Annotated in this window: 13 protein-coding genes, 5 tRNA genes and 1 other RNA gene; 13 read left to right on the forward strand and 6 right to left on the reverse strand. The window is 52.9% G+C overall.

Translation table 11 applies throughout. From position 1 onward, the window contains the following. Positions 1-4 precede the first annotated feature (4 nt). From tolA to pnuC, 12 genes are all read left to right on the forward strand, one after another. Positions 5-1,303: a cell envelope integrity protein TolA gene (gene tolA, locus ACT9TW_RS11705; RefSeq protein ID WP_446492440.1), complete on the forward strand. Its 1,299-nt coding sequence runs from the start codon at positions 5-7 to the stop codon at positions 1,301-1,303. 134 nt (positions 1,304-1,437) lie between these two features. Next, positions 1,438-2,730: a Tol-Pal system beta propeller repeat protein TolB gene (gene tolB / locus ACT9TW_RS11710; RefSeq protein WP_446492708.1), complete on the forward strand. Its 1,293-nt coding sequence runs from the start codon at positions 1,438-1,440 to the stop codon at positions 2,728-2,730. A 35-nt stretch (positions 2,731-2,765) separates the two neighbouring features. Then, on the forward strand, positions 2,766-3,287 hold the full coding sequence (gene pal / locus ACT9TW_RS11715; RefSeq protein WP_003858578.1) for a peptidoglycan-associated lipoprotein Pal: 522 nt from the start codon (positions 2,766-2,768) through the stop codon (positions 3,285-3,287). A gap of 9 nt (positions 3,288-3,296) precedes the next feature. Then, on the forward strand, positions 3,297-4,091 hold the full coding sequence (gene cpoB, locus ACT9TW_RS11720) for a cell division protein CpoB (RefSeq protein WP_182060065.1): 795 nt from the start codon (positions 3,297-3,299) through the stop codon (positions 4,089-4,091). A 161-nt stretch (positions 4,092-4,252) separates the two neighbouring features. After that, positions 4,253-4,328: transfer RNA gene (locus ACT9TW_RS11725), tRNA-Lys, on the forward strand. A 127-nt stretch (positions 4,329-4,455) separates the two neighbouring features. Beyond that, positions 4,456-4,531, forward strand: a tRNA-Val gene (locus ACT9TW_RS11730). Positions 4,532-4,534: 3 nt separating this feature from the next. Continuing rightward, positions 4,535-4,610 (forward strand) — tRNA-Lys (locus ACT9TW_RS11735). Positions 4,611-4,652: 42 nt separating this feature from the next. Continuing rightward, positions 4,653-4,728 (forward strand) — tRNA-Lys (locus ACT9TW_RS11740). 31 nt (positions 4,729-4,759) lie between these two features. Next, positions 4,760-4,835, forward strand: a tRNA-Lys gene (locus ACT9TW_RS11745). Positions 4,836-4,864: 29 nt separating this feature from the next. Continuing rightward, positions 4,865-4,990: non-coding RNA, RtT sRNA (locus ACT9TW_RS11750), on the forward strand. Positions 4,991-5,280: 290 nt separating this feature from the next. Next, a complete protein-coding gene (gene nadA, locus ACT9TW_RS11755; protein ID WP_446492441.1) occupies positions 5,281-6,324 on the forward strand; it encodes a quinolinate synthase NadA in 1,044 nt (347 codons plus the stop codon). A gap of 22 nt (positions 6,325-6,346) precedes the next feature. Then, complete coding sequence (pnuC, locus tag ACT9TW_RS11760) at positions 6,347-7,066, forward strand: nicotinamide riboside transporter PnuC (RefSeq protein ID WP_182060067.1); 720 nt, start codon at positions 6,347-6,349, stop codon at positions 7,064-7,066. Here the strand turns inward: pnuC and zitB are convergent. After that, on the reverse strand, positions 7,063-7,995 hold the full coding sequence (zitB, locus tag ACT9TW_RS11765; protein ID WP_182060068.1) for a CDF family zinc transporter ZitB: 933 nt from the start codon (positions 7,993-7,995) through the stop codon (positions 7,063-7,065). The genes pnuC and zitB overlap by 4 nt on opposite strands. A gap of 184 nt (positions 7,996-8,179) precedes the next feature. Between zitB and aroG the strand changes: the two genes are divergently transcribed. Beyond that, positions 8,180-9,232: a 3-deoxy-7-phosphoheptulonate synthase AroG gene (gene aroG, locus ACT9TW_RS11770; protein ID WP_446492442.1), complete on the forward strand. Its 1,053-nt coding sequence runs from the start codon at positions 8,180-8,182 to the stop codon at positions 9,230-9,232. A gap of 61 nt (positions 9,233-9,293) precedes the next feature. Here aroG and gpmA read toward each other — a convergent pair whose 3' ends face one another. The 5 genes from gpmA to galE form a co-directional block, all read right to left on the reverse strand. Continuing rightward, positions 9,294-10,046 (reverse strand): 2,3-diphosphoglycerate-dependent phosphoglycerate mutase, encoded by a 753-nt coding sequence (gpmA, locus tag ACT9TW_RS11775; protein ID WP_014069398.1) that lies wholly within the window; start codon positions 10,044-10,046, stop codon positions 9,294-9,296. Positions 10,047-10,272: 226 nt separating this feature from the next. Next, positions 10,273-11,316 (reverse strand): galactose-1-epimerase, encoded by a 1,044-nt coding sequence (gene galM, locus ACT9TW_RS11780; protein ID WP_446492443.1) that lies wholly within the window; start codon positions 11,314-11,316, stop codon positions 10,273-10,275. After that, a complete protein-coding gene (gene galK / locus ACT9TW_RS11785; protein WP_446492444.1) occupies positions 11,310-12,458 on the reverse strand; it encodes a galactokinase in 1,149 nt (382 codons plus the stop codon). Before galK ends, galM begins: the two co-directional genes overlap by 7 nt. 5 nt (positions 12,459-12,463) lie before the next feature. Next, on the reverse strand, positions 12,464-13,510 hold the full coding sequence (galT, locus tag ACT9TW_RS11790) for a galactose-1-phosphate uridylyltransferase (RefSeq protein ID WP_446492445.1): 1,047 nt from the start codon (positions 13,508-13,510) through the stop codon (positions 12,464-12,466). Positions 13,511-13,519: 9 nt separating this feature from the next. Beyond that, positions 13,520-14,536 (reverse strand): UDP-glucose 4-epimerase GalE, encoded by a 1,017-nt coding sequence (gene galE / locus ACT9TW_RS11795; RefSeq protein ID WP_182060073.1) that lies wholly within the window; start codon positions 14,534-14,536, stop codon positions 13,520-13,522. Positions 14,537-14,618 lie beyond the last annotated feature (82 nt).

The following is a 14,618-nucleotide window of genomic DNA, read 5'->3' on the forward strand; positions in this document are numbered from 1 at the left end:
GATAGTGTCAAAGGCAACCGAACAAAACGATAAGCTTAAGCGAGCGATAATTATCTCCGCAGTGCTGCACGTTATTCTTTTTGCGGCACTGATCTGGAGTTCGTTCGACGAGCATATAGATGCATCAGCTGGCGGTGGTGGGGGGTCTTCCATCGATGCCGTCATGGTGGATCCTGGTGCAGTAGTACAAAACTATAATCGCCAGCAACAACAGCAGGCGAGTGCAAAACGTGCTGAAGAGCAGCGTGATAAACAGGCGCAACAGCAAGCTGAGGAACTGCGTGAAAAGCAGGCCGCAGAGCAGGAGCGTTTGAAGCAGCTCGAGAAAGAACGTTTGCAGGCGCAGGAAGCAGCAAAAGAGCAAGCGGAACAGCAGAAACAGGCTGAAGCCGCCGCTAAAAAAGCGCAGGAACAGCAGAAACAAGCCGAAGAAGCCGCAGCAAAAGCGGCTGCTGACGCGAAAGCTCAGGCTGACGCACAGGCAAAACTGGCCGCAGAAGCTGCGAAGAAAGCCGCAGCGGATGCCCAGAAACAGGCTGAGGAAGCAGCGAAGAAAGCGGCTGCCGATGCTCAGAAGAAAGCTGAAGCAGAAGCTGCGAAAAAAGCCGCAGCAGATGCCCAGAAGAAAGCTGAAGCAGATGCAGCGAAAAAAGCCGCTCAGGAAGCTGAGAAGAAAGCTGCCGCCGACGCTGCTAAGAAAGCGGCTGCCGCTGAGAAAGCCGCTGCGGAAAAAGCCGCTGCTGCTGAGAAGGCTGCCGCCGCTGCTGCGGCCAAGAAAGCCGCCGCCGCTGAGAAGGCTGCTGCCGATAAAGCTGCTGCCGCTGAAAAAGCTGCTGCTGATAAGAAAGCTGCTGCGGCTGAAAAAGCTGCTGCTAAAAAGGCTGCCACGGAAAAAGCCGCTGCTGCCTCGGGAGTGGATGACCTGCTGGGCGACCTGAGTTCTGGTAAGAATGCGCCGAAAGGCACAACCAGTGGTAGCGCAGGTGGTTCATCTCCTGCTAAAGGAAGTAAGCCGGGGCAGGGTGGTGCATCTCAGGCAGAGATTGCTTCGTACATATCACAGGTTCAGGCAGCCATTCGTGGTCACCTTTATGACTGGGATACCTACAAAGGCAAAACCTGTACTTTGCGTGTAAACATTGGTTCAGACGGCTCGATACTTAGCGTGAAATCGGAAGGTGGGGACGATGCGTTCTGTCAGCAGATGCTGTCTGCGACCAGCAGAATGACTAAGTTCCCTAAACCGCCATCTCAGGCTGTGTATGAAACGTTTAAAAATGCACCACTGGACTTCAAACCTTAAGTTACATTTTCCCCGTGCAAACGGGGAAAAATAGGCCAGGTTTAGTCACAGGGTTCTGGTAGTTTTGTCTATTTGAGTTTGTTAACATTCTGCTAAATTATCGCGGGTAAGGTTACCCAGATAAGGGAGATATGATGAAGCAGGCATTACGTGTAGCATTTAGTTTCTTAATGCTGTGGGCAGCTGTGCTGCACGCAGAAGTACGTATCGAGATCACCCAGGGGGTGGACTCGGCACGCCCAATTGGTGTTGTTCCGTTCCAGTGGGCCGGTCCTGGCGCTGCACCAGAAGATATTGGTGGCATCGTTGCGGCTGACCTGCGTAACAGCGGTAAATTCAACCCGTTAGATCGTTCTCGTCTGCCTCAGCAGCCGGGTACTGCGCAGGAAGTTCAACCTGCAGCATGGTCTGCGCTGGGTATTGATGCGGTTGTTGTAGGCCAGGTTACTCCTGGCCCGGACGGCGGCTATAACGTGGCTTATCAGCTGGTGGATACCGGCGGTGCGCCAGGTACCGTTCTGGCTCAGAACTCTTACAAAGTGAACAAGCAATATCTGCGTTATGCTGGCCACACGGCGAGTGACGAAGTGTTCGAAAAGCTGACCACGATTAAAGGCGCTTTCCGTACTCGTATCGCTTATGTGGTACAGACCAACGGTGGTCAGTTCCCGTATGAGCTTCGCGTGTCCGATTACGATGGTTACAACCAGTTCACTGTTCACCGTTCTTCACAGCCGCTGATGTCTCCGGCATGGTCACCAGACGGTTCTAAACTGGCTTATGTTAACTTTGAAAGCGGTCGTTCTGCACTGGTTATTCAGACGCTGTCTAACGGTGCTGTACGCCAGGTTGCGTCCTTCCCGCGTCACAATGGTGCGCCTTCATTCTCACCGGATGGTTCTAAACTGGCATTTGCCCTGTCTAAAACCGGTAGCCTGAACCTGTACGTGATGGACATTGGTTCTGGTCAGATCCGCCAGGTGACGGATGGTCGTAGCAACAACACTGAGCCGACCTGGTTCCCGGATAGCCAGAACCTGGCGTTTACTTCCGACCAGGCAGGCCGTCCACAAATCTATAAAGTGAATGTCAACGGCGGTGCTCCGCAGCGTATTTCCTGGGAAGGTACACAAAACCAGAACGCAGACGTGAGCAGCGACGGTAAGTTTATGGTAATGGTCAGCTCCAACGGTGGGCAGCAACACATTGCCAAACAAGATCTGGTAGCGGGTGGCGTTCAAGTTCTGTCGTCAACGTTCCTGGATGAAACGCCAAGTCTGGCACCTAACGGCACTATGGTAATCTACAGCTCTTCTCAGGGGATGGGATCTGTGCTGAATCTGGTTTCTACAGATGGGCGTTTCAAAGCGCGTATTCCGGCTACTGATGGACAGGTAAAATCACCTGCCTGGTCGCCGTATCTGTAAATAATAATTAATTGATTACTAAAGGAATCATAGAAATGCAACTGAACAAAGTGCTGAAGGGGCTGATGATCGCTCTGCCTGTAATGGCAATCGCAGCGTGTTCTTCTAACAAGAACGCAAGCAATGACCAGAGCGGCGAAGGCATGATGGGTGCCGGCACCGGTATGGACGCGAACGGCAATGGCAACATGTCTTCTGAAGAGCAAGCGCGTCTTCAGATGCAGCAGCTGCAGCAGAACAACATCGTTTACTTCGATCTGGATAAGTACGACATCCGTTCTGACTTCGCTGCGATGCTGGATGCTCACGCTAACTTCCTGCGTAGCAACCCATCTTACAAAGTCACCGTAGAAGGTCACGCGGACGAACGTGGTACTCCAGAGTACAACATCTCCCTGGGTGAGCGTCGTGCTAACGCTGTTAAAATGTACCTGCAAGGTAAAGGCGTTTCTGCTGACCAGATCTCCATCGTTTCTTACGGTAAAGAAAAACCAGCAGTACTGGGTCATGACGAAGCGGCTTACTCCAAAAACCGTCGTGCCGTACTGGTTTACTAAGAGAATTGCATGAACAGTAACTTCAGACATCATCTGTTGAGTCTGTCGTTACTGGTTGGAATAGCGGCCCCCTGGGCCGCTTTTGCTCAGGCACCAATCAGTAGTGTCGGCTCAGGCTCGGTTGAAGACCGTGTCACTCAACTCGAGCGTATTTCTAATGCTCATAGCCAGCTTTTAACCCAACTCCAGCAGCAACTTTCCGATAACCAAACCGATATTGATTCTTTGCGTGGGCAGATCCAGGAAAGTCAGTATCAGCTTAATCAGGTTATGGATCGTCAGAAGCAGATCATGTTGCAAATCGATAGCCTTAGCAACGGTGGTGCAGCTGCACAGCCAGCAGCGGGCGATCAGAGTGGTGGTGCTGCGGCAACACCGGCTCCGGCAGCAGATGCTTCAGCCTCGACAGGTGCGCCTGTACAGAGCGGTGACGCGAATACGGATTACAACGCGGCCATTGCACTGGTACAGGACAAATCTCGTCAGGAAGATGCAATCGTTGCGTTTCAAAACTTCGTCAAGAAGTACCCTGATTCTACTTACCAGCCAAACGCGAATTACTGGCTTGGTCAGCTGAATTACAACAAGGGTAAGAAGGATGATGCGGCGTTTTATTTTGCCTCCGTGGTGAAAAATTACCCAAAATCACCTAAAGCACCTGATGCGATGTTCAAGGTCGGCGTGATCATGCAGGACAAAGGTGATACCGCAAAGGCAAAAGCAGTCTACCAACAGGTTGTGACGAAGTTCCCTGGTACCGAAGGTGCCAAACAGGCGCAAAAACGTCTGAGTTCGATGGGATGATTACCGCACGACCAGAAATCGCCTTATTTCTGGTCGTGCAGCATGATTACTAAGCAGTTAAGTGATCTTCATCGAAATTTTTGTTGCGCAGAATTCTTAAATCAGTAATATATGCCGCCGTTGCCACGGGATATCAAACAACGTGAAAGCAGCGCAAAAGTGGGTCGTTAGCTCAGTTGGTAGAGCAGTTGACTTTTAATCAATTGGTCGCAGGTTCGAATCCTGCACGACCCACCACTAATCTGGTGGATAGTAGTAATTAAACGTGAAGGATAACGTTGCGTAAGCAACGGCCCGTAGGGCGAGGCAAAGCCGAGTCATCCTGCACGAACCACCAATTAAAGCAGTACCGGTAATACAGAGTGGGTGATTAGCTCAGTTGGTAGAGCATCTCCTTTACACGGAGGGGGTCGGCGGTTCGAGCCCGTCATCACCCACCACTCGGGTCGTTAGCTCAGTTGGTAGAGCAGTTGACTTTTAATCAATTGGTCGCAGGTTCGAATCCTGCACGACCCACCAATTCTTATTGGTTCCGAGTGATAATTCAGGCAATACCCAGATGGGTCGTTAGCTCAGTTGGTAGAGCAGTTGACTTTTAATCAATTGGTCGCAGGTTCGAATCCTGCACGACCCACCAGCCTGAATAAATTTGAAGTACATCCCGCAAGGGGTCGTTAGCTCAGTTGGTAGAGCAGTTGACTTTTAATCAATTGGTCGCAGGTTCGAATCCTGCACGACCCACCAATGTAAAAAAGCGCCCTAAAGGCGCTTTTTTGCTATCTGCGATTTGAACGATTCGAACCTGCCGCAGGTTCGGGCCGAACAACGTGAGGCAGCGGAGCCGTTTACGGCGACGACCCGAAGGGCGAGCGAAGCGAGTCATCCTGCACGACCCACCAATGTAAAAAAGCGCCCTAAAGGCGCTTTTTTGCTATCTGCGACTCCAGAGCCTAAAGCACATTGCCTGATGGCGCTGCGCTTATTAGGCCTACGAAAAACAAAACTCAGGCCCTGTCATGTCGGATAAGGCAAAGCCGCCACCCGACAAATGCTGCACGCACCTAATTCCGGTGACTTTTAAGCTCAAATTCGCTATCTTGTTTAGTATACAAAACACAATTGCCACCTGTTTTGCTATGTCATGCAAAAGAAAGGCAATATTGTTAAGCCAGTAAAACGAGAAGCCAAAATGAGTGTGATGTTCGATCCAGAAGCCGCGATCTATCCTTTCCCGCCAAAACCCGTCCCGCTAACCCTGGATGAAAAACAGTTTTACCGTGAGAAAATCAAGCGACTTCTCAAAGAGCGCGATGCTGTGATGGTGGCGCATTACTACACCGACCCTGAAATTCAGCAACTGGCGGAAGAGACCGGCGGTTGTATCTCCGATTCCCTGGAGATGGCGCGTTTCGGCGCAAAACATCCGGCTTCCACGTTACTGGTAGCGGGCGTGCGTTTTATGGGGGAAACGGCAAAGATCTTAAGCCCGGAAAAAACTATCCTGATGCCGACGTTGAACGCCGAATGTTCACTCGATCTCGGTTGCCCTATCGAGGAATTCTCCGCGTTCTGCGATGCGCATCCTGACCGTACTGTCGTGGTCTACGCCAATACCTCTGCCGCGGTCAAAGCACGTGCAGACTGGGTCGTGACCTCCAGCATTGCGGTAGAATTGATTGAACATCTCGATAGCCTGGGTGAAAAAATTATCTGGGCACCCGATCGTCATCTTGGGAACTATGTTCAAAAGCAAACCGGTGCCGATGTTCTCTGCTGGCAGGGGGCATGTATTGTGCATGATGAATTCAAAACGCAAGCGCTGGCACGCATGAAAGGGTTATACCCACAGGCGGCTATTCTCGTTCACCCGGAATCACCACAGTCGATTGTTGATATGGCGGATGCCGTTGGGTCAACCAGTCAGCTGATTAATGCTGCGAAAACGCTGCCGCACAAGCAGCTTATTGTGGCCACCGATCGCGGCATCTTCTATAAGATGCAACAGGCCGTGCCGGAAAAAGAGCTGCTGGAAGCACCGACCGCAGGAGAGGGCGCAACATGCCGTAGCTGTGCCCATTGTCCGTGGATGGCCATGAACGGCCTGAAAGCCATTGCGGAAGGGTTAGAAACGGGAGGTGCAGCCCATGAAGTTCATGTTGATGCTGCGTTGCGTGAAGGCGCGTTAATTCCGCTTAACCGAATGCTGGATTTTGCGGCTACACTACGTACTTAATTCAAAACGCCCAGGGGAAAAGATGGATTTTTTTAGCACGCAAAACATTCTGGTTCATATACCGATTGGTGCGGGTGGCTACGACCTGTCATGGATTGAAGCTATAGGCACTCTGGCTGGCCTGCTTTGCATCTGGCTGGCCAGTCTGGAGAAGATCAGCAACTACGCGTTTGGGCTTATCAACGTCACGTTGTTTGCGATTATTTTCTTCCAGATCCAACTCTATGCCAGCCTGCTATTACAGCTGTTCTTCTTTGCCGCGAATATTTATGGCTGGTATGCCTGGTCGCGTCAGAACAGCCAGCAGGAAGCAGAACTCCAAATCCGCTGGTTGCCGCTGCCCAAGGCAATCGCCTGGTTTGCGGCCTGCGTTGTCGCCATCGGCTTTATGACTGTGTTTATCAACCCGGTGTTCGCCTTCCTGACGCGCATTGCGGTGTCAATAATGTCTGCGCTTGGGTTGAATGTCACCCTGCCAGAGCTCCAGCCTGATGCCTTCCCGTTCTGGGATTCCTGCATGATGGTGCTGTCGATTGCGGCAATGATCCTCATGACCCGCAAGTACGTCGAAAACTGGCTGCTGTGGGTCATCATTAACGTCATTAGCGTGGTGATTTTTGCCCTGCAAGGTGTTTACGCTATGTCGCTGGAATATCTGCTGTTGACCTTCATTGCGCTGAACGGTAGCCGCATGTGGATAAACAGCGCGCGTGAACGTGGCTCACACGCGCTATCCAGTTAATGCTGGTGATGATGTGAATGACCGGACTGCATCTCGTTAAGATGGCAGTCCGGTCCATTACAGGGCTGATATTCCATCTGAATGGTTGCGTGAGCAATCTCGTAGTGGTGTTCCAGGAAATGCTGAATGCGTTCAAGTAGCGCATCATGATCGTGAGGTGGTATCACCTGGACGTGCAGCGTCATAATTGGTTTTTCACCGACCAGCCAGACATGAACATGATGCACGTTTCGCACCTCAGGGATCGAGCGGCACAGATTGCGCTTGAGAGCCGGGATATCCAGCGAAGTGGGTGCTCCCTCCAGTAACTCATTGACGCTCTCCTTCAAAAGCCGCCAGGCACTGCGCAAAACAAGGCACGAAACCAGCACCGACAGAATCGGGTCAATAGGCGTCCAGCCTGTATAGAGGATAACCAGCGCAGCCACAACAGCCCCTACCGAACCGAGCAAATCCCCCAGCACATGAAGGGCTGCAGCCCGCACGTTCATATTCTTTTCGCCGCTACCGCGATGCAAGATCCAGAATGCCAGGATATTGGCAAGGAGCCCGGCAATGGCAATAACCATCATGGTTGCACCGGCTACAGGCTGCGGGTGTCTGAAACGCTGGAACGCCTCCCAGACGATAAGAATGGTAATAACAACCAGTGCAATGGCGTTAACAAAGGCTGCAAGGGTCGTGAGTCTGAGCCAGCCAAACGTATGACGGGCATTTGGCCGCCGGCGTGCAAACTGTACCGCCAGCAGTGCAAACAGCAGGGCGGCTGCGTCGGTAAGCATATGCCCGGCGTCTGCCAGCAGCGCCAGAGAGCCTGAAACCACCCCACCGATGACCTCGATGACCATAAAGGTTGCAGTAACCCCGAAAGCCAGCGCCAGCCGTTTGGCGTTGTCATCGGCCCAAGCGTGTGAATGGGAGTGTGCCATATCTATTTTCCTGGTTCATTTTTAGGTTAAGTGTAGATTTTTTAATGTGTTACACAAACGTGTTTTTTGGCCTGTCCCTGCAAACCCCGGAGAGAGTGTAAAAGGCGGTTTACACTAAGCGGTGGGCAAGTTAGATTGAAAGCATTGCATTCAATACTAGAGTTATGGCAGAGCTGAATAGAAAATGAATTATCAGAATGACGATTTACGCATTAAAGAGATCAATGAGTTATTACCTCCAGTAGCACTCCTTGAAAAATTCCCCGCCACAGAAAACGCTGCAAACACGGTTTCCCATGCCCGCAAAGCGATCCATAAGATCCTGAAAGGTAATGACGATCGTCTTCTGGTGGTAATTGGTCCATGCTCCATCCACGATCCTGCGGCGGCCAAAGAGTACGCTTCCCGCTTGATTAAACTGCGTGATGAGCTGAAAGGTGAGCTGGAAATCGTGATGCGCGTTTATTTTGAAAAACCGCGCACTACCGTGGGCTGGAAGGGGCTGATTAACGATCCACACATGGATAACAGTTTCCAGATCAATGACGGCCTGCGCATCGCGCGTAAGCTGCTGCTGGAAATCAACGACAGCGGTCTGCCAGCTGCCGGTGAATTCCTGGACATGATCACCCCACAGTATCTCGCCGACCTCATGAGCTGGGGTGCCATCGGTGCACGTACCACTGAATCTCAGGTACACCGTGAACTGGCGTCCGGCCTTTCTTGCCCGGTTGGTTTTAAGAATGGGACTGACGGCACCATCAAAGTGGCCATTGACGCGATCAATGCTGCAGGCGCGCCACATTGCTTCCTGTCAGTGACCAAATGGGGTCACTCTGCCATCGTGAACACCAGCGGTAACGGTGACTGCCACATCATCCTGCGCGGCGGTAAAGAGCCTAACTACAGCGCAAAACATGTGGCGGAAGTGAAAACCGGTCTTGAGAAAGCAGGACTGGCACCACAGGTGATGATCGACTTCAGCCACGCTAACTCTAGCAAGCAATTCAAAAAGCAGATGGACGTGGGCACGGACGTTTGTCAGCAGATTGCGGGCGGCGAAACCGCAGTCATTGGTGTGATGATCGAAAGCCACCTGGTGGAAGGCAACCAGAACCTGGAAGGCAGCGAGCCACTGGTATATGGCAAGAGCGTGACGGATGCCTGCATTGGCTGGGAAGATACTGACACGATTTTGCGTCAGCTGGCGGAAGCGGTAAAAGCACGCCGCGGCTGATACGCATTTTGGCAATAAAAAAGCGTGGATTGCTCCACGCTTTTTTTATGTCTGGCGAAAATTACTTCGCTTTACCCTGGTTCGCTACTGCCGCCGCTTTTGCAGCGATTTCATCAGCGTTACCCAGATAGTAGTGTTTGATTGGTTTGAAGTTTTCGTCGAACTCGTACACCAGCGGTACGCCAGTTGGGATGTTCAGTTCGAGGATCTCGTCTTCACCCATATTATCCAGGAATTTCACCAGCGCGCGCAGGGAGTTACCGTGAGCTGCGATGATAACGCGCTCACCGCTTTTCAGGCGTGGCAGAATGGTTTCGTTCCAGTAAGGCACAACGCGGTCGATGGTCAGCGCCAGGCTTTCAGTCTGTGGCAGTTCAGCATCGGTCAGTTTCGCGTAGCGCGGATCGTGGCCCGGGTAACGCTCGTCATCTTTGGTCAGCTCTGGCGGAGTCACCGCGAAGCCACGACGCCATTGTTTAACTTGCTCGTCACCGTATTTCTCAGCGGTTTCAGCTTTGTTCAGGCCTTGCAGAGCACCGTAGTGACGCTCGTTCAGTTTCCAGGATTTCTCAACTGGCAGCCATGCCTGATCCAGCTCGTCCAGGACGTTCCACAGAGTGTGGATGGCACGTTTCAGCACAGAGGTGTAAGCAAAATCAAAGCTGAAGCCTTCTTCCTTCAGCAGTTTACCCGCCGCTTTCGCTTCGCTTACGCCTTTCTCGGACAGGTCAACATCGTACCAACCGGTAAAGCGGTTTTCGTTGTTCCACTGGCTTTCGCCGTGGCGCACCAGAACCAGCTTAGTAATAGCCATCTCTTACTCCTCAAGCATTTTGAATGATAACAATTCTCATTATATTGCCGTGACCATGCCAGCGGCAACGCTTAACCATAACCATAGCGAAAATAGTCTCTCAGTGTAAGCTGCTTGTGAATCCAGGGTTATGATTTTGTCTATGAGTGGCGCTATTTTCAGCAAGATGGGCAAAAAAAGCCCTCATGGCGAGGGCTCTACTTTTACTGCCGGATGACACCTGGTGTTATGCGTGAGGGATAAAATGATATTCCGTAACGCTAACGTACTCTTCACCCGGGCGCAGCACGCAGTCTGGCTGCGGCCATTCTGTATGGTTAGGGCTGTCCGGGAGGAACTCGCTTTCCAGCGCCAGACCCTGCCAGTCGCTGTACTCGTTATGCGTGCGGGCTGGCGTGCCGTCGAGGTAGTTGCCCGAATAAAATTGCAGGGCAGGGGCCGTGGTGTAGACCGTCATCTGCAACTTTTCATCCGCTGACCAGACATGGGCCGCAGGCTGCTTCACGTCGCCTTTTGCCTGTAACAGGAAAGCGTGATCGTAACCTTTCACTTTGCGCTGATCGTCATCGCTCAGGAAATCCTGGGCGACAGATTTTGTCGCGCGGAAATCAAAGCTGGTGCCGCTCACCGATTTCAGGCCCTGATGCGGGATACCCATCTCATCGACCGGCAAATAGTCATCCGCCAGCAGCTGAAGCTTATGCTGGCGAACATCGCACTGGTTACCGTCGAGATTGAAATACGCGTGGTTAGTCATATTGACCGGGCAGGCTTTATCGGTCGTTGCGCGGTACTCAATCGCAATACGGTTATCTTCCGTCAGGGTAAAACGTGCCGTGGCGGCGAGATTACCCGGGAAGCCCTGATCACCATCGGGGGAGTCCAGCGAGAACAGCACTTCGCCATCATTCTGCTGAACAATCTGCCAGCGGCGTTTATCAAATCCTTCCGGCCCGCCGTGCAGCTGGTTTTCGCCCTGGCTTGACAGCAGCGGATAGCTCACGCCATCCAGTACAATACGGCTTTTGGCGATGCGGTTGGCGTAACGTCCCACGGATGCGCCGAGATAGGCCGCCTGAGTGATGTATTGTTCCGGCGATGCGCAGCCGAGCAGGGTTTCACGCACGCTGCCATCAGGCATTGGCACACGTGCGGAGAGTAATGTTGCGCCCCAGTCCATCAGCGTAACCACCATCCCTGCGCTGTTGCGCAGGGTTAACAGGCGATACGGCAGACCATCCGGTGCGAGAGTTGGCGTTTCGTTTAGCACTGTCCCGCTCCTTGTGTTGCTTTACACACATAGAAGGTTTCTTTGATGCCAGTTTTGGCTTCGTATTGTTTTGCTACTGCATCCTGAACGTCCGGAACCAGCTCTTCAGGAACCAGTGCCACGATGCAGCCGCCAAAACCGCCGCCAGTCATGCGCACGCCGCCTTTGTCACCGATGGTGGCTTTAACAATCTCAACCAGCGTGTCGATTTGCGGCACGGTGATTTCGAAATCATCACGCATAGAGGCATGAGATTCGGCCATCAACTCACCCATGCGTTTCAAATCGCCTTTTGCCAGCGCTGAAGCGGCTTCAACCGTACGGGCGTTTTCCGTCAGAACGTGGCGAACGCGTTTAGCCACCACCGGATCAAGCTCATGGGCAACTTTGTTGAATTCATTGATTGAAACGTCGCGCAGGGCAGTCTGCTGGAAGAAACGCGCGCCGGTTTCACACTGCTCACGACGGGTGTTGTACTCGCTGCCTACCAGGGTACGCTTGAAGTTACTGTTGATGATAACGACCGCCGCGCCCTTTGGCAGCGGAACCGCTTTGCTTCCCAGCGAGCGACAGTCAATCAGCAGCGCGTGTTCTTTCTTGCCGAGGGCAGAAATCAGCTGGTCCATAATGCCGCAGTTGCAGCCAACGAACTGGTTTTCTGCTTCCTGGCCATTCAGCGCGATTTGTGCGCCGTCCAGCGGCAGATGGTAAAGCTGCTGGAACACAGTACCTACCGCCACTTCCAGCGAAGCCGATGAACTCAGCCCGGCACCCTGCGGGACGTTGCCGCTGATCACCAGATCGGCGCCGCCGAAGTTTTTATTGCGCTTTTGCAGATGCTTAACAACGCCGCGCACGTAGTTCGACCATTGCTGGGTATCGTGGGCAATAATCGGGGCATCAAGAGAGAATTCGTCGGTCTGGTTGTCATAATCCGCCGCTACCACGCGAACCTTGCGGTCATCACGTTTAGCGCAGCTGATCACCGTCTGGTAATCAATGGCGCAGGGCAGCACGAAACCATCGTTATAATCTGTGTGTTCGCCAATCAGGTTAACGCGGCCAGGCGCCTGAATAACGTGGGTGGCAGGGTAGCCAAATGCTTCAGCAAACAGGGATTGTGTTTTATCTTTCAGACTCATTTTTTTTAGACTCCTGATTCGCGATAGTGGACGTCGCTAACGGCACGCAGACGTTCTGCTGCTTGTTCTGCCGTCAGGTCACGCTGGGTTTCTGCCAGCATTTCGTAGCCCACCATAAATTTACGTACCGTCGCGGAACGCAGCAGCGGCGGGTAGAAGTGGGCATGTAACTGCCAGTGTTGGTTTTCTTCACCGTTAAACGGCGCGCCGTGCCAGCCCATCGAGTAAGGGAAGGAACACTGGAACAGGTTGTCGTAGCGGCTGGTCAGTTTTTTCAGCGCCAGCGCCAGGTCATCGCGCTGCGCATCGCTGAGGTCGGTAATGCGTTGCACATGTGCTTTTGGCAGCAGCAGCGTTTCAAACGGCCAGGCAGCCCAGTAGGGTACAACGGCCAGCCAGTGCTCGGTTTCGACTACGGTACGGCTGCCATCTGCCAGCTCGCGTTGGGTGTAATCCACCAGCATTGGCGAGCCATTCTGCGCGTAATACGCTCTTTGCAGACGGTCTTCGCGTTCGGCTTCATTTGGCAGGAAGCTGTTTGCCCAAATCTGGCCGTGCGGGTGCGGGTTAGAGCAGCCCATCGCCGCACCTTTGTTTTCAAACACCTGCACCCAGGGATAGGTTTGGCCTAACTCTGCGGTCTGTGTCTGCCAGGTGCTCACTACCTCTTTCAGGGCCTCGATGCTCAGTTCCGGCAGCGTTTTGCTGTGATCGGGCGAGAAGCAGATCACGCGGCTGGTGCCACGTGCGCTTTCGCAACGCATCAGCGGATCCTGGCTTTCCGGGGCATCCGGGGTGTCGGTCATCAGGGCCGCAAAATCGTTGGTGAAAACGTATGTGCCCTTGTATTCCGGGTTGGTATCGCCCGTGACGCGTGTGTTGCCCGGACACAGAAAACAGTCTGGATCATGCTGAGGCAGCGTCTGTTTTGCAGGCGTTTCTTGCGCCCCCTGCCAGGGGCGCTTAGCGCGATGCGGTGAAACCAAAATCCATTGCCCGCTGAGCGGGTTAAAACGACGATGTGGGTGATCGACGGGATTGAATTGCGTCATGACAAATCCTTAATTCGGATAGCCCTGCGGATGGCGTGACTGCCAGTGCCAGGTATCCTGTGCCATTTCATCGAGCGTGCGCGTTACACGCCAGTTAAGCTCTTTATCGGCTTTGGTTGCGTCAGCCCAGTAAGCCGGAAGGTCGCCATCGCGGCGGGGGGCGAAGTGATAATTCACCGGCTTGCCACACGCTTTGCTGAAGGCATTAACCACATCCAGCACGCTGCTTCCGACACCCGCGCCAAGGTTGTAAATATGCACACCCGGTTTGTCTGCCAGCTGCTGCATCGCCGCAACGTGACCATCGGCCAGGTCCATGACATGAATATAGTCACGCACGCCGGTGCCATCTTCGGTTGGATAATCGTTACCAAAAATCGCCAGTGAATCGCGACGGCCAACGGCCACCTGCGCGATATACGGCATCAGGTTATTTGGAATGCCCTGCGGGTCTTCACCCATATCGCCTGATGGATGCGCGCCAACCGGGTTGAAGTAACGCAGCAGGGCGATGCTCCAGTCAGGCTGTGCTTTTTGCAGGTCGGTCAGGATCTGTTCCACCATCAGCTTGCTTTTGCCATACGGGCTTTGCGGCGTGCCGGTAGGGAAGCTTTCGGCGTAAGGGATTTTGGGCTGATCGCCATATACGGTAGCTGACGAGCTGAAGATAAAGTTTTTAACGTTTGCCGCGCGCATGGCTGAAATTAAGCACAGCGTACCGTTGACGTTGTTGTCGTAATACTCAAGCGGTTTTGCGACCGATTCGCCAACTGCTTTCAGACCCGCGAAGTGAATCACGGTTTCAATGGCGTGGTCGTGAAGGATTTCAGTCATCAACGCTTCGTTGCGAATATCGCCTTCGACGAAGGTAGGTTGTTTGCCGCCAAGACGTTCAATCACAGGCAGCACACTGCGCTTACTATTGCACAGGTTGTCGAGGATGATGACATCATGACCGTTTTGCAGCAGCTGCACGCAGGTATGACTACCGATGTAACCGCTACCACCTGTTACCAGAACTCGCATATTTCGCTCCATTGGGCTTATGGTATGAATTAACCATAGCATAACAGAGACGCGAAAAGTGTGACATGGGATAAAATAGTGG

The organism is Enterobacter sp. C4G1 (assembly GCF_052886895.1).